16 protein-coding genes and 2 pseudogenes are annotated in these 24,067 nt (G+C 74.5%); 9 read left to right on the top strand and 9 right to left on the bottom strand.

Annotated elements, in window-relative coordinates; translation table 11 throughout:
* Nucleotides 1-5: 5 nt before the first annotated feature.
* The gene (locus A4R25_RS25115; protein WP_064448292.1) at nt 6-1,241 is read right to left on the bottom strand and encodes a PHB depolymerase family esterase; all 1,236 of its coding nucleotides are present in this window, start codon (nt 1,239-1,241) and stop codon (nt 6-8) included.
* 174 nt (nt 1,242-1,415) lie between these two features.
* On the opposite strand from A4R25_RS25115, the gene A4R25_RS25110 reads away from it, so the two are divergent.
* The 3 genes from A4R25_RS25110 (at nt 1,416) to A4R25_RS25100 (ending at nt 4,337) form a co-directional block, all read left to right on the top strand.
* Nucleotides 1,416-3,227 (top strand): hypothetical protein, encoded by a 1,812-nt coding sequence (locus A4R25_RS25110; RefSeq protein ID WP_064448291.1) that lies wholly within the window; start codon nt 1,416-1,418, stop codon nt 3,225-3,227.
* Between the two features lie 70 nt (nt 3,228-3,297).
* A complete protein-coding gene (gene lipB, locus A4R25_RS25105) occupies nt 3,298-3,939 on the top strand; it encodes a lipoyl(octanoyl) transferase LipB (RefSeq protein WP_043329324.1) in 642 nt (213 codons plus the stop codon).
* Nucleotides 3,940-3,944: 5 nt separating this feature from the next.
* On the top strand, nt 3,945-4,337 hold the full coding sequence (locus A4R25_RS25100) for a VOC family protein (protein ID WP_064448290.1): 393 nt from the start codon (nt 3,945-3,947) through the stop codon (nt 4,335-4,337).
* Between the two features lie 537 nt (nt 4,338-4,874).
* Here A4R25_RS25100 and aspS read toward each other — a convergent pair.
* Nucleotides 4,875-6,161, bottom strand: a complete 1,287-nt coding sequence (aspS, locus tag A4R25_RS25095; protein ID WP_064448289.1) for an aspartate--tRNA(Asn) ligase — start codon at nt 6,159-6,161, stop codon at nt 4,875-4,877.
* Nucleotides 6,162-6,518: 357 nt separating this feature from the next.
* Between aspS and lipA the strand changes: the two genes are divergently transcribed.
* Together lipA and A4R25_RS25085 are read left to right on the top strand one after the other, a co-directional pair.
* Nucleotides 6,519-7,565: a lipoyl synthase gene (lipA, locus tag A4R25_RS25090; protein WP_166456624.1), complete on the top strand. Its 1,047-nt coding sequence runs from the start codon at nt 6,519-6,521 to the stop codon at nt 7,563-7,565.
* Nucleotides 7,566-7,625: 60 nt separating this feature from the next.
* Nucleotides 7,626-9,266 carry a DUF423 domain-containing protein gene (locus A4R25_RS25085; protein WP_064448325.1) on the top strand — a complete coding sequence of 547 codons (1,641 nt, stop codon included), beginning with the start codon at nt 7,626-7,628 and terminating at the stop codon, nt 9,264-9,266.
* Here A4R25_RS25085 and A4R25_RS25080 read toward each other — a convergent pair.
* Together A4R25_RS25080 and A4R25_RS31585 are read right to left on the bottom strand one after the other, a co-directional pair.
* Nucleotides 9,248-12,169, bottom strand: a complete 2,922-nt coding sequence (locus A4R25_RS25080; RefSeq protein ID WP_231915625.1) for an AAA family ATPase — start codon at nt 12,167-12,169, stop codon at nt 9,248-9,250. The two genes, A4R25_RS25085 and A4R25_RS25080, sit on opposite strands and share 19 nt — an antisense overlap.
* A 113-nt stretch (nt 12,170-12,282) precedes the next feature.
* Nucleotides 12,283-12,450, bottom strand: a complete 168-nt coding sequence (locus A4R25_RS31585; protein WP_197494964.1) for a hypothetical protein — start codon at nt 12,448-12,450, stop codon at nt 12,283-12,285.
* A gap of 215 nt (nt 12,451-12,665) precedes the next feature.
* On the opposite strand from A4R25_RS31585, the gene A4R25_RS25075 reads away from it, so the two are divergent.
* Entirely contained in the window at nt 12,666-13,355 is a 690-nt protein-coding gene (locus tag A4R25_RS25075; protein WP_043329318.1) for a DUF4191 domain-containing protein, read from the top strand.
* A gap of 60 nt (nt 13,356-13,415) precedes the next feature.
* Here A4R25_RS25075 and A4R25_RS25070 read toward each other — a convergent pair whose 3' ends face one another.
* The gene (locus A4R25_RS25070) at nt 13,416-13,817 is read right to left on the bottom strand and encodes an RDD family protein (protein WP_064448288.1); all 402 of its coding nucleotides are present in this window, start codon (nt 13,815-13,817) and stop codon (nt 13,416-13,418) included.
* Between the two features lie 183 nt (nt 13,818-14,000).
* Between A4R25_RS25070 and glnA the strand changes: the two genes are divergently transcribed.
* A complete protein-coding gene (glnA, locus tag A4R25_RS25065) occupies nt 14,001-15,425 on the top strand; it encodes a type I glutamate--ammonia ligase (protein WP_064448287.1) in 1,425 nt (474 codons plus the stop codon).
* Between the two features lie 58 nt (nt 15,426-15,483).
* Here glnA and mptB (A4R25_RS25060) read toward each other — a convergent pair whose 3' ends face one another.
* A complete protein-coding gene (gene mptB, locus A4R25_RS25060; RefSeq protein ID WP_064448286.1) occupies nt 15,484-16,971 on the bottom strand; it encodes a polyprenol phosphomannose-dependent alpha 1,6 mannosyltransferase MptB in 1,488 nt (495 codons plus the stop codon).
* A gap of 11 nt (nt 16,972-16,982) precedes the next feature.
* The gene (gene mptB, locus A4R25_RS25055) at nt 16,983-18,386 is read right to left on the bottom strand and encodes a polyprenol phosphomannose-dependent alpha 1,6 mannosyltransferase MptB (RefSeq protein ID WP_197494963.1); all 1,404 of its coding nucleotides are present in this window, start codon (nt 18,384-18,386) and stop codon (nt 16,983-16,985) included.
* 45 nt (nt 18,387-18,431) lie between these two features.
* Here mptB (A4R25_RS25055) and A4R25_RS32255 point away from each other — a divergent pair.
* Together A4R25_RS32255 and A4R25_RS32250 are read left to right on the top strand one after the other, a co-directional pair.
* Nucleotides 18,432-19,370 (top strand): annotated as a pseudogene (locus A4R25_RS32255) (hypothetical protein); the annotation flags it as partial.
* Nucleotides 19,371-19,427: 57 nt separating this feature from the next.
* Nucleotides 19,428-20,102: pseudogene (locus tag A4R25_RS32250) on the top strand (hypothetical protein); the annotation flags it as partial.
* 127 nt (nt 20,103-20,229) lie between these two features.
* Here the strand turns inward: A4R25_RS32250 and A4R25_RS25045 are convergent.
* Together A4R25_RS25045 and A4R25_RS25040 are read right to left on the bottom strand one after the other, a co-directional pair.
* Nucleotides 20,230-23,253 (bottom strand): bifunctional [glutamine synthetase] adenylyltransferase/[glutamine synthetase]-adenylyl-L-tyrosine phosphorylase, encoded by a 3,024-nt coding sequence (locus tag A4R25_RS25045; protein ID WP_064448283.1) that lies wholly within the window; start codon nt 23,251-23,253, stop codon nt 20,230-20,232.
* Nucleotides 23,254-23,255: 2 nt separating this feature from the next.
* Nucleotides 23,256-24,023 (bottom strand): type 1 glutamine amidotransferase, encoded by a 768-nt coding sequence (locus A4R25_RS25040; RefSeq protein WP_030504183.1) that lies wholly within the window; start codon nt 24,021-24,023, stop codon nt 23,256-23,258.
* Between the last annotated feature and the right edge of the window lie 44 nt (nt 24,024-24,067).

The following is a 24,067-nucleotide window of genomic DNA, read 5'->3' as shown; positions in this document are numbered from 1 at the left end:
GCCGTTCAGCAGCCGATCACCCAGTACGCGGGCCCGGTCTGCTTGAGCGTGCTCGTGTAGAAGGTGTTGTAGAGGCCCATCCGCTGCCCGCTACCCAGCGCGTAGGCGTACCCGCCGGACTGGTAGGCCCGCCCGGCCACCACGTGCGCGTAGTTGCTGGCGGTGACGCAGACCGGCGCGCCGGTCGGCGATGGCGTGGGCGAGGGTGACGCGGTGGGCGTGGGCGACGCGGTCGCCGTCGGGGTCGGGCTCGGCGAGGCGCCGCCACCGCCGAGCCCGAAGAAGAGCGCGTCCCGGTACGTCGAACAGATGGTGTCCAGGAAGTACGCCCCGGCGGTGCCGCACTGGTCCGCGCCGGTACCCGGGTCGACGGGGGTGCCGTGGCCCATGCCGGAGACCCGGTAGAGGCGGACCTGGTCGTTGCCGTAGACCTCCAGGCTCGTGCCGGACGGCAGCGTGGACGTGCTGGTCGGGGTGGTCGGCAGGCCCAGCACGTTCGTCCACTGGTCCCGGGACTCGGCGGCGTTCGCGGTCGCCACAGTGGTGTCGCTGGTGCCGTGCCAGATCGCCACCCGGGGCCGCTTGCCGGTGTATCCGGCGTACGCGCCGCGGACCAGGTCGCCCCACTGGGCCGGGGTCTTGTCCGCACCCGGGTTCATGCAGCTGAACGCCGTGACGGTGCTGGTGGCGCAGCGGTACGGGATGCCGGCGATGATCGAGCCGCCGGCGAAGACGTCGGGGTAGGCGGCGAGCATGGCCGCGCTCATCGCGCCGCCGGCGGAGAGGCCGCTGACGTACACGCGGGCGCCGTCGGTGCCGTAGGTGGTCCTGGCGTAGTCGACCATCTGCTTGATCGACAGCGCCTCGCCCTGGCCGCGCGCGGTGTCACCGGTCTCGAACCAGTTGAAGCAGGAGTTGGCGTTGTTGCCGCTGGGCTGCTGCGGCGCGATGAGCGTGAACTTCCACTGGTCGGCGTACTTCTGCCAGCCGGAGTTGGCGACGTAGGTCGAGGCGTTCTGCACGCACCCGTGCAGCAGCACCACGGCGGGCGCGCCGGCCGGCAGGCCGTCCGGGCGGTACGCGTACATGGTCAGGTTTCCGGGGTTGGAGCCGAAGCCGGTGACCTGGGTGAGCGAGGCGGCCTGGGCGGGAAGGGCGGCGACCAGCGCGGTGGCCGCGGCCAGCACGACCCCGGCCGCCGCCCCGGCGACGCGGGCGATGAGGGATGAGGAGCGGGGCACGGGAACCTCCCGATCGTGGAATGTGAACTGAGTCACCTCCGAGTTGCCGCGACGTTACGGCCGTGTTTCGTCACACCGGAATGGCCGCCGCTCACACATTCACGACCGCCGAAGTGTGCGGGCGAGTTTCGTGTCCGGGCGGTCTGCCCAGGTCCGGTTGGTAACGTCCGCTGCGTGCCGTCCTCCCCGTTCCTGGCCACCGGGCCGTCGACGACCCGCGTCCGTGACCGGCGGGCCGACCTGCTGGTGACGCTCGCCGCGCTGGCGCTGGCCTTCTGGGTCACCAGCGGCATGTGGCGTGATCCCAACAGCCGCGCCATCACCGTCAACTCCAGCGACCAGGCGCTGTTCGAGTGGCTGCTGGCGTTCGGCGGGCACGCGCTCACCCACGGGGAGAACCCGCTCTACACCACGCTGATCAACGTCCCGGACGGGGTGAACCTCGCGGTGAACACCTCGATCACCGTGTACGCGGCGGTCTTCGCGCCACTGACGTACCTGATCGGGCCGCCCGCGACGTTCCTGGTGATCCTCACGCTCAACCTCGCCGCCACCGCGGTGGCCTGGTACTGGCTGCTGAGCTGGTACCTGGTGCGCAGCCGGCTGGCCGCCGGTGTGGGGGCGCTGTTCATCGCCTTCTGCCCGGCGATGGTGTCGCACGCCAACGCGCACCTGAACTGGACCGCCGGCTGGCTGGTGCCGCTGCTGATCTGGGGCGTGTTCCGGCTGCGCCGCCCCGGCCGCGCGGTCACCGGCGGGATCGTGCTCGGGCTGCTGGTGGCGGCCGCGTTCTCGATCGCCGCCGAAGGGCTGTTCTTCACCGCGCTGGCGCTCGGCGTGTTCCTCGCCGTCTGGGCGCTGCACCCGGCCCGGTGGCCGGAGGTACGCGCCGCGCTGCCCCGGATGGCGGCCGGACTCGGAGTCACCGCGCTCGTCGCCGGAGCGCTGCTGGCGTACCCGCTCTGGCTGCACTTCCTCGGGCCGCAGCGGTTCCACGGCACCGGCTTCGACCCGCTGATCCACTCCGAGGACATCGCCGCGTACGGGTCGTACCCGCGCCGGTCGCTGGCCGGCTGGGCCGGGTGGGGCACCTCGCTGGCGCCCAACCCGACGGAGGAGAACTCGTTCTTCGGCGTACCACTGCTCGTGCTCGGCCTGGCCTGCTTCGCGCTACTGTGGTGGCGCGCGGACCGGGCGTTCCGGGCCACCCTCGCGGCGCTCGGGGTGACCGCGGTGGTCTTCGCGGTGCTGTCGTGGGGGCCGACGGTGAAGTGGAACGGCCGCCGCTTCGAGCAGACGCTGCCGTTCGGGGTGCTGGACAACCTGCCGGTGATCAACGCGGCGCTGCCGTCGCGGCTGGCCCTTGTCGTCGCGCCGGTGATCGGCCTGCTGCTGGCGTACGCGATCGACGCGCTGCGGGCCCGGCCGCCCCGGCGCCGCGCCATCGGCGTGGCCTGGGCGCTCGGGTTCGTCGCCGCGCTGCTGCCGCTGGTGCCGACGCCGCTGTTGACCAGCGTCCGCGAACCGATCCCGGCGTTCATCACCAGTGGCGCCTGGCAGCGCTATGTCCCGCCGGACGGGGTGCTGACCCCGCTGCCGCTGACCGTGGACGTCTACCCGGACGGGCAACGCTGGCAGGCGTACGCGCTGGCCCACCGGCAGGGTGAGTTCCGCATCCCGGCCGGGTTCTTCCTCGGCCCGGGCGGTCCGGAGGGCCGGGGCCGGATCGGGCCGGTGCCGCGCACCTTCGACTCACTGATGGACCAGGCCGGCCGGACCGGGCTGGTGCCGATCATCACCGACGGCAGCATCCGCGAGTCCCGGGCGGACCTGCGCCACTGGGGCGTGCGGGCGGTGGTGCTGCCGGACCGGGTGCACGGCGCGAAGTACGACGTCGACGAGGACGCGCTGCGGCGTACCGCCACCGCGCTGCTCGGCGAGCCGGAGCGGGTGGAGGACGTCTGGCTGTGGCGGGTGCCGGACTGACCGCCACCTCGGCCCGATGGCGACGAGGCTCACGGGTCCGGTTCCCGGGGGGCGGGACTAGGCTGGACGGGTGAGCGTGACGACTTCCGGGCTGACCGCCGTCCGCGCCGGCCTGCTCGACTACCAGGCCGCCTGGGACGAGCAGCGCCGGCTGCACGAGGCGGTGGTGGCCGGCGAGCAGGGCGACACGGTGCTGCTGCTGGAGCACCCCAGCGTCTACACCGCCGGCAAGCGCACCGAGCCGTGGGACCGCCCGATGGATGGCACCCCGGTGGTGGACGTGGACCGCGGCGGGAAGATCACCTGGCACGGTCCGGGGCAGCTCGTCGGCTACCCGATCGTCCGGCTGCCCGACCCGGTCGACGTGGTCGCGTACGTCCGCCGCACCGAGCAGCTGCTGATCGACGTGTGCGCCGAGTTCGGGCTGGCCGCCGGCCGGGTCGAGGGGCGCTCCGGCGTGTGGGTGCCGGAGGACGACAGGGGCCCGGCCCGCAAGGTGGCCGCCATCGGCATCCGGGTGGCCCGCGGCGTCACGCTGCACGGCTTCTCCGTCAACTGCGACTGCGACCTGGGCTTCTTCGACCGGATCGTGCCCTGCGGCATCCGCGACGCCGGGGTCACCTCGCTGACCGCCGAGCTGGGCCGGCCGATCACCGTCGCCGACGTGCTGCCGGTCGTCGAGCGGCACCTGCCGACGCTGACGCAGGTCTGAGCCCCGTGCGGCTCGACCTGGTCACGCTCGTCGTCGCCGAGTACGACCCGGCGATCGCGTTCTTCACCGAGGTGCTCGGCTTCGATCTGGCCGAGGACAAGCCCTCGCTGACGAACGACGGCCGGCCCAAGCGCTGGGTGGTCGTACGCCCGCCGGGCGGTGGCACCGGCCTGCTGCTGGCCCGCGCCGACGGTGAGCACCAGGCCGGTGCGGTGGGCGACCAGACCCACGGCCGGGTGGGTTTCTTCCTCCAGGTCGACGACTTCGAGGCGGTGTACCGCCGGATGGCCGACGCGGGGGTCGAGTTCGTCCGGCCGCCCCGCACCGAGCCGTACGGCCGGGTCGCGGTCTTCCGCGACATCGCCGGCAACCTCTGGGACCTGCTCGGCCCGGCCTGACCGCCCGGTCCGGCCGATCGGCCCGGCCCGACCGCTCGGCGGCGCGGTGGCCGACCGGGCCGGATCGCCGTCCGCCCAGAACCGCCGCTCGCCCAGCCCCCACCCCGCCATCGGTCACGGTGAGTGACAACGCCGCGTCCGCGGCATGTGACCTCCCGCCGACTTTGCTCTGCAGCCAGATCCGCAACGATCACGCCCGGTCGACCGTTGCGCTCGTGGCTGCAGAGCAAAGGGCGCAGACACCCTTCCCTCCCTCCGGACGGCAGTCCGCCATAACCCCAGCTCAGCGCAATCCGCCGACGCCGAGGGCCTCTCGACCGCCCCGCAACAACCCTCACCGAGAGTGACCACTAGGCCGAGCGATCTCTCGTCACGCTCAGTGGCAGATCCGAACCGATTCCGGAGGTCGGCGGCGAGACCGCCGGCCCGATGCCGAGCCCGCGCCCGCCATCGGGGTCGGAACCGGGACCGGGACCGGCTAGGAGCGAGCCCGCCGCCGCGGACCGGCACGGAGCAAGCCGCGCGAGGGCGCAGCCGTCAGGGCGCGAGGCGGTGCAGGTCGCGCGGGAAGGCGGTCACCTCCCGGACGTTCGCCGCGCCCGTCAGCCGCGCGACGAACCGCTCCAGCCCGATCGCGAACCCGCCGTGCGGCGGCATGCCGTGCCGGAACGCGTCCACGTAACCGGCGTACGGCTCGACCGGCTCGCCGCGCGCCGCCAGCGCGGCCAGGTAGTCGGCGTGCCGGTGCAGCCGCTGCCCGCCGGTGACCAGCTCCACGCCGCGGAACAGCAGGTCGAAACCGTTCGAGTACGCGGGCCGCGCCGGGTCCGGGTGGGTGTAGAAGGGGCGCTTCGCCATCGGATAGCCGGTGACGAAGAGGAAGTCGCTGCCGTGCTCGCGGAGCGCCCACTCCCCCAGCGCCCGCTCGTGCGCCGGGGCCAGATCGGGTTCGGAAGGCGGCGCGCCGGCGATCGTCAACGCCTCGGTGAAGTGCACCGCCGGGATCTCGGCCGGCACCTGCGGCGCCGTCACGCCGAGCGTGGCCAGCGCGCCGTCCGCCCGGTCGGCGACTGTCGCCACCATCCCGGCCAGGGTCTCCCGCAGCACCGCCATCACGTCCCGGTGGTCGGCCACGAACCCCAGCTCGACGTCGAGCGACGTGTACTGGGCCAGGTGCCGCGCCGTGTCGTGCGGCTCGGCGCGGAACACCGGCCCGACCTCGTACACCCGCTCGAAGACGCCCACCATGAGCTGCTTGTAGAACTGCGGCGACTGGGCCAGGTAGGCGGGACGGCCGAACCAGTCCAGCGCGAACACGTTCGCCCCGCTCTCGGTGGACGAGGCGACCACCTTCGGCGTGTGCACCTCGACGAAGCCCTGCCCGTCGAGCGTGGCCCGGAAGCCGGACACGGCCGCCGCCGAGATCCGCAGCGCGGCGGATCGGCTCGGGTGCCGCAGCGCGACCGGCGCGTGGTCGAGCTGGGTGGACAGGCCGGCCGTCAGCACCGGCCGGTACAGGTCGAACGGGGGCGGGACGGCGGGCGGCCCGAGCGGACGTACCGTCGGCTCGACGACCTCGACCCCGGCGGGCGCGGCGGGGTTCGCGACCACCGTGCCGACCACCTCGACGACCGTCTCCTCGGTGAGCGCCTCGACCTGCGCGCGCACGGCGGGCGCGGTGACCACCACCTGGGCGAGCCCACCGCCGTCGCGGAGGACCAGGAAGGCCACCGACTTGAGCAGCCGGCGGCGGTGGACCCAGCCGGCGAGCCGCACGGTGGCGCCCACATGGGCGGGGAGTTGAGAGGACAGGATGCGTTGCACGACGACTACCTCCTTGACCAATCGCAACGCGATCCCCAGGGAGGTGTGGGCGAGCGGGAACCTCGCGGTGCCACCACACCTTCGCCCCCGCCGGGGCGGGAGCCTCGTTCGTCGCCTTTTCACCGGGGCCGGCCGGGCGGGCTCTACTGGGCGCACAGGCGCTGTTCTTCCCGCAGCTCGGGAGGGTCTTCACGGCCCGGCGCCAGACCGCCTCGCAGCAACCGGCGGCTCTCTCGACTGGCGGATCGGTCCGTTACTCGGCTCCGTCACAGCTCTGCCCGGCACGCTAGCACCGGGCGCCTCGCGGTGTGACCGGGATTTTTGGCCCTTCGTGTCCGGTGTCACAGCGATTCCGGGGTGACGGCGGTCGCCCGCCGTTCATCGACCGGCGCCGACCGGCGTACGCTCGGTTTTGTGACGATCGAGCAATCCGCGCCGACGACTGAGCAGCCCGCGCGCCCCGCGACGGTCGCCCCGGAGGGGCGGCGCATGCTGCGGATCGAGGCACGCAACGCCGAGACGCCGATCGAGCGCAAGCCGCCGTGGATCAAGGTCAAGGCCAAGATGGGCCCGGAGTACACCCAGTTGCGCGGGCTCGTCTCGCGCGAGGGGCTGCACACCGTGTGCCAGGAGGCCGGCTGCCCCAACATCTACGAGTGCTGGGAGGACCGGGAGGCCACCTTCCTCATCGGTGGTGACCAGTGCACCCGGCGCTGCGACTTCTGTCAGATCGACACCGGAAAGCCGGCCGAGTTCGACGCCGACGAGCCGCGGCGCGTCGCCGAGTCGGTCGCCGCGATGGGTCTGCGTTACGCGACCATCACCGGTGTCGCCCGCGACGACCTGCCCGACGGTGGTGCCTGGCTCTACGCCGAGACGGTCCGGCAGATCCACGCGCTGCAGTCCGGCTGCGGTGTCGAGCTGCTGATCCCCGACTTCAACGCGGTGCCGGAGCAGCTGGCGGAGGTGTTCGGCTCGCGGCCCGAGGTGCTGGCGCACAACGTGGAGACGGTGCCGCGCATCTTCAAGCGGATCCGCCCGGCGTTCCGCTACGAGCGTTCGCTCGACGTGATCCGCCAGGCCCGCGCCGACGGCCTGGTCACCAAGAGCAACCTGATCCTGGGCATGGGCGAGGAGCGCGCCGAGGTGTCCCAGGCGCTGCGCGACCTCCACGAGGCGGGCTGCGAGCTGATCACCATCACGCAGTACCTGCGCCCCTCCCCCCGGCACCACCCGGTCACCCGCTGGGTCAAGCCGGAGGAGTTCGTCGAGCTGCGCGAGGAGGCCGAGGAGATCGGCTTCGCGGGCGTGATGAGCGGCCCGCTGGTCCGTTCGTCGTACCGCGCGGGCCGCCTCTACCAGCAGGCGCTCGACGCCCGCCGGGAGGTCGTCGCCGCCGGCTGAGGCCGGCCGTCGACCGCGTCACCCGCCGCCGGCCGCCCGGCGGATGCCATGATCACAGGCATGACCGCCGGGGTACGCGAGGAGCCACGCGAGACCGTGCGCTCCCGTACGCCCCGGCGGCTGCCGTTGCCGACGCTGCTCGCCGTGCTCGTCGGGTTCGCCGCTGTGGGCTACCGGCTGGCGCTGCTGTTCGCCGACGTGCCGCCCACCAACAGCGACGAGGCGACGATGGGGCTGGCCGCCCTGCACATCGCCCGCGGCGACGGCTTCCCGGTTTGGTTCTACGGCCAGGCGTACATGGGCACGCTGGAGGCGTACCTGGCCGCGCCGCTGATCGCGCTGGCCGGACCGTCGGTGCTCGTGCTGCGGCTGCCCACGCTGGCGTTGTACGCGTTGTTCCTGCTGCTGTCCTGGCGGCTGACCCGGCGGCTCGGCGGTGACCGCTGGTACGCCCTGTTGGTCGTCGCCGTGCTGGCGCTCGGCGCGGACCGGGTGGTGAAGAACCAGCTCATCGCCGGTGGCGGCTATCCGGAGCTGAACCCGGCCGGCGCGGCGCTGGCGCTGCTCACCGTCGGGCTCTGCGTGACCGGGGCGGGCGCACGGCTGCCCCGCTGGGCGGCCTGGGGGCTGATCGCCGGGGTGCTGCTCTGGGTGGACCCGCTGATCCTGCCGTACGTGCTGACGCTTGGCGCGCTGCTCGTGGCGTGGCGGTGGCGGGAACTGGCCGGGCGGGCCGGTGTGGTGCTGGCCGGGGCGCTGCTGCTGGGTACGGCGCCGATGCTCGTGGACAGCCTCCGGCACGGCCGCAACCCGGTGGCCGCCGTGCTGGCGGCCGGTGGTACGGGCGCGTCGGCGGACTGGGCGGACCGGCTGTACGGCGGGCTGGTGCTCGGGCCGCCGCTGGCGATGGGCTTCTGCTCGCCCGGCCGGTGCGCCACCTGGCAGCTCTGGTGGGCCTTCGCGTTCCCGCTGCTGTTGCTGCTCGCCGCGTTCACCGCGTGGCACACCCTGCGGCGAACCTGGGGCGGTCCACGCTCGGTGGAACGGGTGTCGGCCGGGGTGCGGCTGGCGCTGCTCGGCGGCGCGGCCGGGGTCCTCGCCGCCTACGCGGTCAGCAACGCGGCCGGGCGGACGCCGATCGAGAGCAGCCGGTACCTGTCGTGCCTGGCGGTCGCGGTGCCCGCCCTGCTCTGGCCACTGTGGCAGGCCGCCCGCCCACTCGCCGAGGTGGAGTCGATCAAGGCGGCCGGCGGGCGGGCGGCCGGGGCTAGGGCCCGCGTGGCGGGTGTCGGGGCGGTGGCGGTGCTCGCAGGTGTGCTCGGAACCGGCGCGGCGACCACAGTGGAGGTGATCCGGGCGGCCCCGGCCGTGCACGCCGAGGCCGACCGGCACCGCTCGCTCGTGGACACGCTCGGCGCGCTCGGCGTCCGGCACGTACGCGGCGGCTACTGGACGTGCAACCGGCTCACCTACGCCACCGGCGAGAACGTGCTCTGCGCCGTGGTCGAGGACGACCTGCGCCCCGGATTCGACCGGCTGCCCGCGTACCGGCGGGAGGTGGCCGCCGACCCGGACGCCGCCTGGGTGGCGCTCGCCGGCTCGCCGCTGGCCGCCCGGCTGGACGCGCGCCTCGGCCCCGAACCGGGCGCGCTCGACGTCGTCACGGTCGCCGGCTGGCGGATCTACCTGCCACGCCGCTGACGCAGGCCCGGTGGCGGGTCGAGCAGACCGAGGCGGTGGGCCAGCGCGGCGGCCTCCACCCGGTTGGTCACGTCCAGCTTGGCGATGATCCGGGACACGTGCACGCTCGCCGTCTTCGGCGAGATGAACAGCCGCTCGGCGATGCGGCTGTTGCTGTGCCCCTCGGCCACCAGCCGCAGCACCTCCCGTTCCCGGCTGGTCAGCAGGTCCGGCCCGGGTCGCCCGGTGCCGCGCAGCCCGACCCGGCGGGCCAGCGTCGCCGCCTGCTCGCCCAGCGGGGTGGCGCCCAGCCGGGCGGCCACCTCGACCGTCTCCCGTACCGCGGCGGCCACGTCGTCCCGCTCGCCCGCCGCGGCGGCCGCCTCGGCCAGCCCGAGCAGCGCCCGGCCCAGCGGGTACGGCTGCCCGGCCGTCCGCCACGCCGCCACCGCCGCCCGCCACTGCGCGAGCGCCCCGGCGGGACCGGTGGGCGCGAGCCCGGCCAGGACGGCGGTGACGTGCGCCGCGTACGCCTGTTCGGCCGGATGCCGGGCGGGCAGCGCGGCGGCCCTGGTGGACACGTCGGCGGCGAGCGTCGCGTCACCGGTCAGCGCGGCGGTACGCGCCACCGCGCCGAGCACCGGCCAGCCCTCGCGCGGCAGGTCGGCCAGGTGCGGGTCGGCCAGGGCGGCGCGCGCCGCGCGTACCGCTTCCAGCTTGTCGTCGGCGGCGAGCGCGGCCTCCACGCGCAGCTCGTGCAGCGGCAGCCGGTGGTTGGGCCACAGGTAGGGGCGGCTGAGGAACGCCAGCGCCCGCCCGACGACCTCGTCGGCGGCGGGGTGGGCGCGGGCCAGGTGCAGCCCGGCGCGCAGTTGCAGCCAGTGCAGCCCGGAGACGCCCGGCGGGTCGATGCGGGCCGCCTCGGCGCAGGTGGCGTCCGCCTCGTCCCAGCGGCCCAGCGCGATCAGCGCCTCGGCCCGGTTCGACAGCAGGTACGCCCCGATCGAGCGGCTGATGCCGACCCGGCGCGCCTCGGTCACCCCGGCCGCGGCCGCCTGCTCGGACTCGTCGTAGCGGCCCAGCTCGTAGAGCACGTCGGAGAGGAAGACCAGCGCGCTGACCAGGGCCCACGAGTCACCGGCGGCACGGGCCCGCGCCTCGACCCGGCGCAGCTCGGCCAGCCCGCGCTCCGGCGTGCCGTCGAGGCGGTGCAGCAGGGCGATCCGGGTGGGCAGCAGCACCAGGTCGGTGCCGACCTCGGACGCGCCGGCCGCGGCTTCGGCGGCCACCGTGGCGGCCTCGCGCGGGTCGACCTTCATCAGGTGCGACGCGATGTCGGCCAGCACGGCGAACCGTTCCGGGCCGTCGGGGGCGCCGGCCGCCAGCCGGTACGCCTCGCGCAGCTCAGCCGCGCCGTCGCTCTTGCCGAGCAGCGCGAACAGCCGGCCCCGGTGGTCGAGCAGGCGGGCGGCGCGCAGCGGTTCGGCGTCGGAGTCGACCTCGGCCAGCGCGGCCCGGGTGAGCGTGAGCGCCCGGCTGAGGTCACCGGCGGTGACCGCGGCGGTGAGCGTGTCCTCCAGTACCCGCAGGTGGTCCATGCCGAGCCGGTCCGCGGCGTCGGGCACCTGCTCCCACAGTTCGAGGACGCGCTCCAGCAGCCGGCTCTGCTCGGCGTACGCGTACCGTTCGGCGGCTGCCTCGGCGGCGACCCGGGCGGCGGTGAGCGCGCGCGGGTGGTCGTGCGCCGCGTACCAGTGGTGGGCGATCTCGGCCGGGGCGCGACCGGCGGCGACCAGGTGGGGTTGGGCCTCGATCGCGGCGGCGTACCGGGCGTGCAGCCGGGCGTGCTCGCCGGGCAGCAGGTCGTCGTGCACCGCCTCGCGGACCAGCGCGTGCCGGAACTCGTAGTCGCCGTCCGGGTCGGCCACCACGAGCTGACCGGCGACGGCGGCGCGCAGCGCGTCCTCCAGTTCGGCCTCGGGCAGGCCGGCCACCTCGGCGAGCAGCTGGTGGGCGAAGCGGGTGCCGCCGGCGGCGGCGATCCGCAGCACCCGCTGGGCCGGCTCGGGCAGCCGGTCGACGCGGGCCAGCAGCAGGTCGCGCAGCGTCTCCGGGATGGTGGCGCAGCCGACCGGGCCACCGGCGGCGGCCAGCTCCTCGATGAAGAACGGGTTGCCCTGGGTGCGTTCGTGCACGTCGTCCACGGTCCGGGCGAACTGCTCGACACCGAGCAGGTCGGCGAGCACGGCGGCGGTGCCGTCGCGGTCGAGGCGGCCCAGCTCGATCCGGTCCACGCCGCGGACCCGGTCCAGCTCGGCGAGGAACGGCCGCAGCGGGTGCCCGCGGTGCAGCTCGTCGGTGCGGTACGTGCAGACCACCAGCAGGCGGGTGGCGCGGGCGGCCCGCACCAGGAAGCCGATCAGGTCGCGGGTGGAGCGGTCGGCCCAGTGCAGGTCCTCGATCACCAGCACCAGCGGGCGTTCCTCGGCGATGCGCCGGAACAGGTCGGCGACCAGGTCGAACAGGTAGCCGCGCGGGGTGTCGGCGAGGGCCGGCCCGGCGGGCGCGGCGACGCCTGCGGGCATCCGGGCCAGCTCGGGCAGCAGCCGCGCGAACTCCGCCTCGTAGCCGGCGAAGGCGGCCGGCCCGTCGTGGCGCAGCACGTCGCGCAGCGCGGCCGCGAACGGGGCGAACGGCAGGCCGGCCTCGCCCAGTTCCAGGCACTGGCCGACCAGCAGCCGCGCCCCGGCGGTGTGGACGTGCGTGCCGAACTCCTCCAGCAGCCGGGTCTTGCCGACCCCGGCCTCGCCGCCGACGAGCACGGTCGTCGGGTCGCCGGAGCGGGCCCGGGCCAGCGCGTCGCCGAGCACTGTCAGCTCGGGCCGGCGGCCGACGAGGACGGTGCTGGCGGCGCGTACTGTCACGCCGTCGAGCATGCCACGGCCCCCCGACGGCCTCGCCTGGCCGATCGGGCGGTCGGTGGCCGCCGGCCCGGCCGCCCCCGTGACGGCCGGACCGGCGACGACCGCCGGCGCGGTCACCGGCGGGCGTCGGTGATGCGGGCGTGGTGCTGTCGGCTCAGCCAGCCGCGCGGGTGCCGTCGGGGCAGCGACCGGGCCAGCCGGTCCTGCGCCGCGTCGGCCTGCAGTTCGGAGGCGTGGCTGCGGTGGATGCTGAGGATGAACTCCGCGTCGTTGCCGAACATGTCGGATCTCCCTGTCGTGGGTCTGTCGTCGCTGTCGAGATCCACTTTTCGCGCGAAGGTGCCCCCGGCACATGGGTACGCCGCCTGATCTTTGCCCCCGCCGCCTCCTTACCTGAGGGCCGACGAGGGGCCGCGCGGCCGTAAGGTACTCAGCCCGCTCCGGAAGAGGCGGCCACGGATCAACGTGACGTGCGCCGACCACTAGACTCTGCGGCATGGCAAAGCCCCAGGAGAAGGTCTCGTTCGGCCAGCGGCTGAAGCAGATCGGGATGGTGTTCCGGTTCACCGCCAAGCAGGACAAGTGGTTCGCGCCGCTGACGGCGGCGGCGGTGCTGATCCCGCTCGCGCTCACCGTGGTCGCGGTGATCGCCTGGGGCTGGATCTGGTTGCCGATCGGCATCCTGCTCGCCCTGCTGGCCGTGCTGATCGTGCTCAACCTGCGCTCCAACAAGGCGATGATGAACGCCGCCGAGGGGCAGCCGGGCGCGGCGGCGCAGATCATGGAGAGCATGCGCGGCGACTGGCGGGTCACCCCGGCGGTCAGCTCCACCACGCAGATGGACATGGTGCACCTGGTGGTGGGCCGCCAGGGCGTGATCCTGCTGGCCGAGGGGAACCCGCAGCGTGTGCGTGGCCTGCTCGGCCAGGAGAAGCGCCGGCTGGCGAAGGTGATCGGCACGGCGCCGCTGCACGACTACGTGATCGGGCAGGGCGAGGGTGAGCTGCCGGTCCGCAAGCTGCGGATGACGCTGATGCGGCTGCCCCGCGCCCTGTCTCCGAAGGACGTCAACGCCCTCGACAAGCGGCTCAAGGCGCTGACCGCGCGGCCGCAGATGCCCAAGGGCGCGGTCCCGAAGAACATGCGGCCGCCGCGTGGCGCGTTCCGGCAGACCCGGGGTCGCTGACCTTCGGCGTACGCGAGAAGGAGCCGGTCCCGTGCGGGGCCGGCTCCTTTCTTGTGCGGGTCAGCGGCGCGGCGCGTCGGTGACGACGGAGCCGGCGAGCCGGTCGTGCAGGCCGCGCTTGTGCTCGTCCATGAGCAGGGCCGGTACGACGAGGGCCAGCAGGAGTCCGCGCAGCAGCCCGCGGAGCAGCCCGATCCGGCCGCCGTCGGCCCAGGCGACGCAGCGCAGCCGGGTCAGGTACATGCCGGGGGTCTGGGCGAACAGGCCGATGAAGAAGCCGTACTCCAGGATCAGCACCAGGACCGGCGGCCAGCCGTCGCGGACCGGGTCGGAGAAGGCCCGGGCGACCATCAGGCACAGCACCCAGTCGATGATCAGGGCGCCGAATCGGCGGCCGAGGCTGGGCGGGGTGAAGGCGGGGTCGGTGGCGGGCGGCACCGGTGTGGCGGCGGTATCGGTCACAGCGGCCAGGGTAGCGCCGCCGCAACCCCTGACGAAAAATCCGACATTCGCCACCAGAGCGTGCCGGAGTGACGCTCCGCAAGCGACGTAACACGGCGGAAACAGACGAGACACGGCCGGGCAACCCCCCGGCCATAGCGTCGCCAGTAGTTAGCTACCGGAGTGGACCTGCCAGGAGGACGTGTGTTCGCCAATTCCGAGGAACTCCTGCGATACCTCGCCAACGAGGACGTGAAGTTCGTCGACGTACGTTTCTGTGACCTGCCCGGCGTGATGCAGCACTTCAACCTGCCGGTCGAGTCGTTCGACGACAGCGTGTTCACCGACGGCCTCGCCTTCGACGGCTCCTCGATCCGCGGGTTCCAGGCCATCCACGAGTCCGACATGCTCCTGCTGCCGGACGTCGCCACCGCCTTCATCGACCCGTTCCGCACGCAGAAGACCCTCGCGCTGAACTTCTTCATCCACGACCCGTTCACCCGCGAGGCCTACTCCCGCGACCCCCGCAACGTCGCCAAGAAGGCCGAGGCCTACCTCGCCGCCAGCGGCATCGCCGACACCGCCTACTTCGGCGCCGAAGCCGAGTTCTACATCTTCGACTCCATCCGCCACGAAACCTCCGCCCACCAGTCGTTCTACTACATCGACTCGATCGAGGGCGCCTGGAACAGCGGCCGCATCGAAGAGGGCGGCAACCGCGGCTACAAGACCGCCTACAAGGGCGGCTACTTCCCCGTGCCCCCGGTCGACCACTACGCCGACCTGCGTGACCGGATCGTGCGGCGCCTCGTCGACGGCGGCTTCACCGTCGAGCGCTCGCACCACGAGGTCGGCACCGCCGGCCAGTCGGAGATCAACTACAAGTTCTCCACGCTGCTGCACGCCGCCGACCAGCTCCAGCTGTTCAAGTACATCGTCAAGAACGAGACCTGGGCCGCGGGCAAGACCGCCACGTTCATGCCCAAGCCGCTGTTCGGCGACAACGGCTCCGGCATGCACACCCACCAGAGCCTCTGGCGCGGCGGCGAACCGCTGTTCTACGACGAGACCGGCTACGCCGGCCTGTCCGACACCGCCCGCTGGTACATCGGCGGCCTCCTGCACCACGCCCCGTCGCTGCTGGCCTTCACCAACCCGACCATCAACTCGTACCGCCGTCTCGTCCCCGGCTTCGAGGCGCCGGTCAACCTGGTCTACTCCCAGCGCAACCGCTCCGCGTGCACCCGCATCCCGGTCACCGGCAGCAACCCGAAGGCCAAGCGCGTCGAGTTCCGGGTGCCGGACCCGTCCAGCAACCCGTACCTGGCGTTCTCGGCGATGATGATGGCGGGCCTGGACGGCATCAAGAACAAGATCGAGCCGCCGGCGCCGATCGACAAGGACCTCTACGACCTCCCGCCGGAGGAGTGGGGCGACGTCAAGCAGGTCCCGGGCTCGCTGCCGGAGGTGCTCACCGCGCTCGAGGCCGACCACGACTACCTGCTCGACGGCGGCGTGTTCACGCCGGACCTGATCTCGACCTGGGTCGAGTGGAAGCGGGCCAACGAGGTCGACCCGGTGCGCCTGCGCCCGACCCCGCACGAGTTCGCGATGTACTTCGACTGCTGAGCACGCTCGTCAGCACCGGCCGGGCCGGCTCCGCGATGGCGGAGCCGGCCCGGCCGTTTCACGCGGCTCGGCGGCGCAGTGCCGCCCGGACGCAGGCCACCGCGACGACCCCCACCAGCACCGTCATCAGCACCGCGCCGGGCGCCTTGGTGAACCGGGCCAGGTTGGTGCCGTCGGGCAGCGTGAGCAGCGAGACCACCGCGCAGGGGGCCACGAACCAGACCTCCCGGGCCAGCGGCACCGCCGCGACCGCGAGCAGCGTCAGCGGCCAGATCGCGTACCAGGGATGGAAGACCGGCGCGAGCAGCACGGTGGCGGCGAGCGCCAGTCCCGCGCCGAGCAGCGCCACCCGGGGCCGGGCCACTGTCAGCCGGGCCACCCGCTGCCGGGCGTCGTTGAGCCGCCGCAGCGTCGTCCACGCCCGCCACCAGAGCGCGACGAGCGTCCCGGCCAGCAACGCCAGCGCGACGGCGCGCACCACCGGGACCGCCCGGGGCCGCTGCCCGGCCAGTTCGCCGGCGTAGTCGATGACGAACCCGATCGCGGTGGGCGGTGAGGTCCACTGCTGCGAGTCGCCGCTGTGGCCGAGTCCGCCGATCCAGCCCAGCCCGAGGCCGGTGGCGAGTGAGACGACGAGCAGCGTGCCGAGCACCGACGCGGCCAGTTGCCCGCCGTCGCGCAGCAGCGCCCGCCAGGTGTAGCGGCCGAGCACGGCGGCCAGCGCCGCGAACGGCAGCGCCACCACCGCGACCGCCTTCACCGCCACCGCCAGGCCGAGCAGCACCCCGGCCACCAGCAGCGCGCGCGGCTTGCCCGGCAGGCGGACCAGCACCAGCAGGCCGAGCAGGAGCAGGCCGAGCGCGAGCGCGTCGTTGTGCGCGCCGGCCACCAGGTGTACGCCGACCAGGGGGCAGGCGAGCACCAGCCAGGCGGCCCGGCGGGTGGGCACCCCGGCGGCGCGGGCCAGCCCGGGCAGGCAGAGCGCGGCCAGAAGCACCCCGGCCACCGCTATCAGCCGCAGCGCCACGACGGTCCCGATCAGGCCGCCGCCGGCGAGAACGGCGAGCCCGGCCAGCAGCACGAAGAACGGCCCGTACGGCGCCGGGGTGTCCCGCCAGATCGGCGACACCGAGTCGGTCCACGGGCAGCCAGCCGCCGCGACCCCCACCCGGTACGGGCTGAGGCCCTGCGTCCACGTCCAGCCCTGGCAGGCGTACGAGTAGACGTCGCGGCTGCCGATCGGCGGCGCGGCGAGCAGCGGCAGCGACCAGAGCCCGGCGGTCACGTACGCCCACCGGCCGGACGGCGCGCCCCACCGCAGCGACCACCAGGCGCCGACCAGCAGCAGCGTCCCGGCCAGCCAGCCGCCGAGCGTCAGCGGCCCGTTCGGGGCCGCCCAGATCGCGGCGAGCGTGCTGCGCGGGGGCGGGCCGGGCAGCGCGCCGCCGAGCCACCCGGCGACGGTGAGCAGCACCGCCCCGGCGAGACCGGCGTAGCGGGCGACGGCGGCGGCGATCGGCCGGACCGGTCCGTCGACCTCGCTCACCGGCACACTCCTCAGTCCGCGGGAACCGGCTGCCGGCCCTTGCGAGCCGACCGTACCAACCAGACGACCACGCCGATCACGAACAGCGTCATCAGCGGCGCACCGGGCATCTTGCTGTACCGGGCCAGCCCGGTTCCGTCGGCGAGCACCAGGAACGACGACACCACGGTGACGATCGAGAACCAGAGCGTGCGGTGCGCGGTGGCGGCCAGCACCGCCAGCGGCCACAGCCAGTACCAGGGGTGGAACAGCGGGGACAGCGCGACGGTGGCGGTGAGCGCCAGCGCGGCGTGCCAGAACGGCTCACCGCGACGCAACGAGCGGAACCACAGCCAGATCAGCACCCCGACCAGCACGACCATGCCGATCGCCCGGGTCACCGGCAGCGCGTCGACGTGCACCCCGAACGGCGCCAGCAGATAGCCGACGGTCTGCCCCACCGCTGTCGGCGGCGACGTCCAGGCCACCACCAGGCTGCCCTGCTCCAGCCCGCTGATGAACCCCAGCCCCAGGCCGGAGACGAGCGTCACCCCGGCCAGCGCCACGAGCGATCCGCCGACCACCCACCCGCCGTCGCGGACCAGCGACCTGATCCGGTACGCCCCGACGATGGCGGCGAGCGCGGCGAACGGCATCACGACCAGCGCGGTGACCTTGACGGCGGCTGCCAGTCCGAGCAGCGCCCCACCGGCGAGCAGCGGCCAGGGCCGCCCCGGCCGGGCCGCCACCACTGCCAGCCCGGCCACGAGCAGGCCGATCATCAGCGCGTCGTTGTGCGCGCCGGATATCAGGTGCACGGGCACCAGCGGGCTGGCCAGCGCCAGCCACAGCGCCCGCCGCGGCGGCACCCCGCAGCGGCGGGCCAGCACCGGCAGCGCCCACGCGGTGAGCGCCACCCCGGCCACGGCGAGCAGCCGGAACAGCGCGACCGCGCCGAGCAGCGACCCGGTCGCCTCCACCACCGCGCCGGCGAGCAGCACGAACAGCGGTCCGTACGGCGCCGGGGTGTCCCGCCAGATGTAGGAGATGGTGTCCAGCCAGGGGCAGGGCAGCGCGGACACGCCCTGCTCGTAGGGGTTGATCCCGGCCGAGAAACTGGCGCCCTGGCAGGCGTACGCGTACACGTCCCGGCTGCCCAGCGGCGGCGCGACGAGCATCGGCAGCAGCCACAGCGCCACTGTGACCAGCACCCAGCGCGACGACGGCACCCGGTCCCGCAGCGACCACCACGCCCACGCCAGCAGCCCGGTGCCGACCAGCCACAACGCGATGATCAGCGGCCCGTTCGGGCCCTGCCAGATGCTGACCGGGGTGGGACGCAACTCGCCGTCGGGCAGGGCGCCGCCGAGGAACGCGGCCACGGCGAGCAGCACCGAACCCGCCAGGCCGATCCAACGCGAGAGGTGGTGAGGCACGCCCGACATGCTGCCAGTACGGTGGTTCGCGATCAGGAGGTGGGCATGCGGGGCGGTCGGGTGGTGGCGGTGTCCGCCGCGTTCGCGCTCGTCCTCGCCGTGCTCCACCTCACGCTGCCGGTCACCGGCTCGGACCTGTCCGCCCAGGTCGCCCGCGCCGACTTCTTCGCCGCGCACCCGTCCGCCCTGGTCGACCTGCGCTGGTACGGCGGCGTGCACCCGTGGGGCTACAGCCTCGTCTCGCCGCCGCTGATGGCACTGCTCGGCGTACGCGTCACCGGCGCGCTCGCCCTGCTCGCCTCCGCCACCGCGTTCGCCGCCCTGCTGGTGCGGACCCGGGTGCCCCGACCGCTGCTCGGCAGCCTGGTCGGCGTGGTCACGATCGCCGGCAACCTGGTGTCAGGCCGGGTCACGTACGCCCTCGGCGTCGCGTTCGGCCTGGCCGCGCTGCTCGCGCTCACCGTGCCCGCCCGACGTGGAGCCGCCGTCGACGCCTCCGGTACCGATGCCGGTGCGGCCGGTGCCGCTGCTGGTCCGGCCGGCCCCGGCGCGCCGGCCTCCCCCGTCGGCATCTGGGCGGGCCGGAGCGTCTGGGCGGCCGTCGCCGCCGTTGTCGCCGCGCTGCTCGCCTCCGCGGCCAGCCCGGTGGCCGGGCTGTTCGTCGGGCTCGCCGGCGTCGCGCTGCTGCTGAGCCGCCGGTACGCCGACGGCCTGCTGCTCGCCGTACCCGCGGCCGGACCGCTCGCCGTGACCGGGCTGCTGTTCGGCGAGGGTGGCTGGATGAACATCAGCCGCACCGACACCGTGCACGCCGTGGTGACGAGCCTGCTGGTCGCGGCGCTCGTGACGTACCGGCCGGTGCGGGTGGGCGCGCTGCTGTCCGCGGCCGGGGTGCTGGCGTCGGCGTTGCTGCCCACCCCGGTCGGGCTGAACGCCACCCGCCTGGTGGTGATGTTCGCGCTGCCGCTGCTGGCCGCCGCGGCGACGCCACCGGCGAGGCTGGGCATCCCCCGGTTGCCCCGGACCGCCGGTGCGGCCGGGCTGGCCGCGCTGCTCGCTGCCGTCTGCTGGTGGCAGCCGCCGGTGGTCACCGCCGACCTGCGCAGCGCCGACGATCCGACGGCCGAGCCGGCGTACTTCGCGCCGCTGCGCGCGGAACTGGCCCGGCGCGGGCTCACCGGACGGGTGGAGGTGCCGCCGACCCGCAACTACTGGGAGGCGGCCCGGATGGGCGAGGTGCCGCTGGCCCGGGGCTGGCTGCGGCAGGCCGACATCGACCGCAATCCGCTGTTCTTCACCACGGTGCCCGGCGCGGACGGCACCGGCATTCCGCTGACCCCCGTCACCTACCGGGACTGGCTGGCCGACAACGCGGTGCAGTACGTGGCAGTGCCCGACGCCGAGTTCTCCTGGGTGGGGCGATCCGAGGCGGAGCTGGTGGAGACGGGCCTGCCGTACCTGACCGAAGTCTGGTCGGACCGGCACTGGAAGCTGTACGCGGTCGCCGACCCCACGCCGCTGGTCGGCGCGCCGGGTGAGCTGATCAGCCAGGACGGCGCCTCGATCACCTTCCGCGCCCCCGCCCCCGGCCCGATCCCGATCCGGGTCCGCCACACCCCCTGGCTCACCGCCTCCCACAACGCCACAGTCACCCGAGACGGCAAGTGGACCACGGTGACGGTCCCCCGAGCCGGCACCTACACCCTCACCAGCTGACCCACCCCCTCCCCCCGCCCTTGATCACCGTCGATCTTGCGGTTGCGGCCCATCGAGAGCCGCATATGCCCCTTTCGTCGGGGCCGCAAGTGCAAGATCAACGCCCAGGGGAGGTGGGACGGGAGGGCTAGAGGGGGGACTCGAGGATCCGCTGGACGACTGTGCGGGAGTGGCGGCCCGTTCGCAGGTACTCGTCGAGGAACTCGCCCTGGTCCTCGCGCCCCAGCAGCCGCACCACCCCGGCCAGCTCCACCCCGTGCCGGGGCAACTGGTCACCGGCCCGGCCGCGTACCAGCATCAGCGCGTCGCGCACCTCGGCGGCGAGCGTCCAGCCGGCGGCCAGCTCGGCGGCGTCGGTGGCGTCGAGCAGGCCGGCGTCGCGGGCGGCGGTCAGGGCGTCGAGCGTACGGGTGCCGCGCAGCTCGGGGATCCGGCCGGCGTACCGGAGCTGGAGCAGCTGCACGGCCCACTCGACGTCGGCGAGCCCGCCCCGGCCCAGCTTGGTGTGGGTGGCCGGGTCGGCGCCCCGGGGCAGCCGCTCGGTTTCCACCCGCGCCTTGATCCGGCGGATCTCGATGACCTGCTCGCGGGTCAGCCCGTCGGCCGGGTAGCGCACCGGCTCGATCATCGCCTCGAACTCGGCGCCCAGGTCGGCGTCGCCGCAGACGAACCGGGCCCGCAGCAGCGCCTGCGCCTCCCACACCCGCGACCAGCGCGCGTAGTACTGGGCGTACGCGGCGAGGCTGCGTACCAGCGGGCCCTGCCGGCCCTCGGGGCGCAGGTCGGCGTCCACACCGAGCGGCGGGTCGGGGGCGGGCGCGGACAGCAGCCGGCGCAACTCCTCGGCGATGGCCTGCGCCGCCGCGCTCGCGGTGCTCTCGTCCACGCCGGGCGGCGGGTCGTAGACGAACAGCACGTCGGCGTCGGAGAGGTAGTTGGACTCGTACCCCCCGAGCCGGCCCATGCCGATCACCGCGAAGCGCAGGCCGGGCGGTCCGGGGTGGACGGTACGGGCGGCGCGCAGCGCGGCGGCCAGCGTGGCGTCGGCGACGTGGGACAGCGCGGTACCCACCGCCGTCACGTCGACCACTGTGGGCCGCCGCTCGCCGCCGCCGACCGGGCGCGGGGTGAGCGGCGCGAGTGAGCCGGCGCGGCTGAGCACGTCGGCGGCGGCGATGCGGACCAGTTCCCGGCGGCGCAGCGCACGGACCGCCCGGATCGCCTCGACCGGGTCGTCGTGCCGGGCAGCGGCCGCGGCGAACCCGTCGACGAGCGTCTCGCGCGGGCGCGGGGTCAGTTCGCTGTCCTCGGCGAGCAGCCGCAGCGCCTCCGGCTCGCGGGACAGCATGTCGGCCGCGTACCGGGACGAGGAGAGCACCCGGGCCAGGCGGCGCGCCACCGGGCCGGAGTCGCGCAGCAGGCGCAGGTACCACGGTGTGCTGCCGAGCTTGTCGGACACCTGCCGGTAGTTGAGCAGACCGCGGTCCGGCTCGGGGGCGTCGGCGAACTCGTCGAGCAGCACCGGCAGCAGCGTGCGCTGGATCGCGGCGGTACGGCTGACACCGCCGGTGAGCGCCTGCAGGTGCCGCAGCGCGCCGGCCGGGTCGGCGAAGCCGAGCACCTCCAGCCGGTGCCGGGCCGCCTCGGGCGTGAGCCGCAGCCCTTCGGCCGGGACCCGGGCCACGGATTCCAGCAGCGGCCGGTAGAGCAGTTTGGCGTGCAGCCGGCGTACCTCGGCGGCGTGGGTGACCCACTCGGCGCGGAACTCCTCGACGGCGCTGCGGCCCGGCGTGGCCACGTAGCCGAGCGCGGCGGCGAGCCAGCGCAGCGCGGCCGGTTCGGTCGGCACGGTGTGGGTGCGGCGCAGGGCCTGGAGCTGGAGCCGGTGCTCGACGGCGCGCAGGAAGCGGTAGCCGCGCAGCAGCGCCTCCCCGTCGGCGCGGCCCACGTAGCCGCCGGCCACGAGCGCGCGCAGCGCCGGCACGGTGCCCGGCACCCGCAGCGACTCGTCGCCCCGGCCGTGTACGAGCTGGAGCAGCTGGACGGCGAACTCGATGTCGCGCAGCCCGCCCGGACCGCGCTTGATCTCGCGTTCCAGCTCCTTCGGCGGCACGTTGTCGAGGATCTTGCGGCGCATGGACCGGACGTCCTCGACCGCCTCGGGCCGTTCGGCGGCGGTCCAGACGAGCGGGGCGAGCGCCTCGATCCACTCCCGGGCCAGCTCCAGGTCACCGGCGGCCGGGCGGGCCTTGAGCAGCGCCTGGAACTCCCAGGTGCGGGCCCAGCGCTTGTAGTAGGCGAGGTGGCTGGCGAGCGTGCGGACCAGCGGGCCCCGGTTGCCCTCGGGGCGCAGCGCCGCGTCGACCGGCCAGGCCACCAGCCCGCAGATCTGGATCAGCCGGGTGGCGATCTGGGTCGCGGCGGGCAGGTCGTCGTCGGTGGCGGAGACGAAGATGACGTCGACGTCGGAGACGTAGTTCAGCTCGTCGCCGCCGCACTTGCCCATCGCCACCACGGCCAGGCGGGGACGCGGCGTGCCCTCCGGCAGCTCGTCGGCGGCGATGTCGTAGGCGGCGGCCAGCGTGGCGTCGGCCAGCCCGGACAGCGCCGCCATGGTCTGCTCCAGGCCGCGCCCGCCGGTCAGGTCGGCCGCCGCGATCCGCAACAGCGCGAGACGGTACGCCTGCCGCAGCAGCGGGACCGCGCCGGTCATGGTGGTGAGCCGGGCGGCCACGCTCAGGTCGAGCCGACCGTCCGCGGTGGGGGCGAGCCCGTCCGGCTCGGTGGCCAGCACCGCCCACTGCCCGGGGTTGGCGACCAGGTGGTCGCCGAGCGCGGAGGAGGCGCCGAGCACCGCGATCAGGCGGCGGCGCAGCCCGGGGTCGGCGGCCAGCGCGTCGCGTACGGCCACCTCGTCGCCGGAGCGCCGCTCGGACTCGACCAGCCGGTGCAGCTGACGCAGCGCCAGATCCGGGTCGGCGGCGCGGGACAGCGCGGCGAGCAGTTCGGCGGCGCGTTCGTCGGCCGGCTCCTGCGTCTCGGGCCGCCACAGGTCGAGCCCGTCCGGGCCGAGCAGGTCGGCGGCGCGCGTGGCGCCGTCCCCCTCGGCGAATCCGTAGCGGGCCAGGCGTCCGCGGGCCGGCCGGGTCACCGTCAGGCCCCGAGCAGCGGCAGGCTGCGGCGCGGGTTGTCGTCGCCGAGTTCGCCGAGCGCGAGCGCGGCGAACCGGATCGCGAACGGCTGCCACGCCTCCTCGACGTCGGCCATCACCCGGTCGCAGGCGGCCACCACCAGTTCCGGGTCGTAGTCCAGCTCGGCCAGCACCGCCGAGTCGCGGGACCACTCGGCGATCATCGCGGTGTCGCACTCGATGTGGAACTGCAGGCCCCAGGCCCGGTCACCGAGGCGGAACGCCTGGTGCGGGTAGCGGGTGGACGCGGCCAGCAGCGTCGCGCCGTGCGGCAGCTCGGTGATCTCGTCGGCGTGCCACTGGAGCACGTCGGGCATCAGCGGCACGTACCGGAACAGCGGATCGTCCTCGGCGGCGTCGCGCCGGCCCACCAGGGCCGGGCCGATCTCCGGCCCGGACGGGCTGCGCTCGACCAGGCCGGCGTGCGCGGTGGCGAGCAGTTGCGCGCCGAGACAGATCGCGAGCGTGGGCACCCGCTGGCGGACCGCCTTGCGCAGCAGCCCCTCCAGCGCCGGGAACCAGGGCGCGCCGGGGGCGCCGTCGGACCCCGGGTACGCCTGCTGGTCGCCGCCGAGCACCACCAGCGCGGCGTATCCCTCCAGGTCGGCGGGGAGCGCGTCACCGGCGTGCGGACGCAGCACGCGCAGTTCCAGGCCCCCTTCGGTGAGCCACTCCCCCAGGCGGCGGAGGTCGTCGGTCGGGTCGTTCTCGATCACCAGCGCGGTCGCCACGACGTCGAGGCTAACCGGTGCGGCCGACAGGGCACGGTCCGGCA

The sequence above is a fragment of the Micromonospora sp. NBRC 110037 genome (genome assembly GCF_001652995.1).
Classification (GTDB): domain Bacteria; phylum Actinomycetota; class Actinomycetes; order Mycobacteriales; family Micromonosporaceae; genus Micromonospora; species Micromonospora chalcea.
Note: the sequence above shows the minus strand (reverse complement) of the source record. Positions and strands in the feature narration are given on the sequence as shown.

Excerpts from the sequence above, each read along its gene's own strand:
- A4R25_RS25085 (WP_064448325.1), top strand. The coding sequence starts at position 7,626 with ATGACCGCCGGGGTACGCGAGGAGCCACGCGAGACCGTGCGCTCCCGT.
- A4R25_RS31585 (WP_197494964.1), bottom strand. The coding sequence starts at position 12,450 with ATGTTCGGCAACGACGCGGAGTTCATCCTCAGCATCCACCGCAGCCAC.
- A4R25_RS25075 (WP_043329318.1), top strand. The coding sequence starts at position 12,666 with ATGGCAAAGCCCCAGGAGAAGGTCTCGTTCGGCCAGCGGCTGAAGCAG.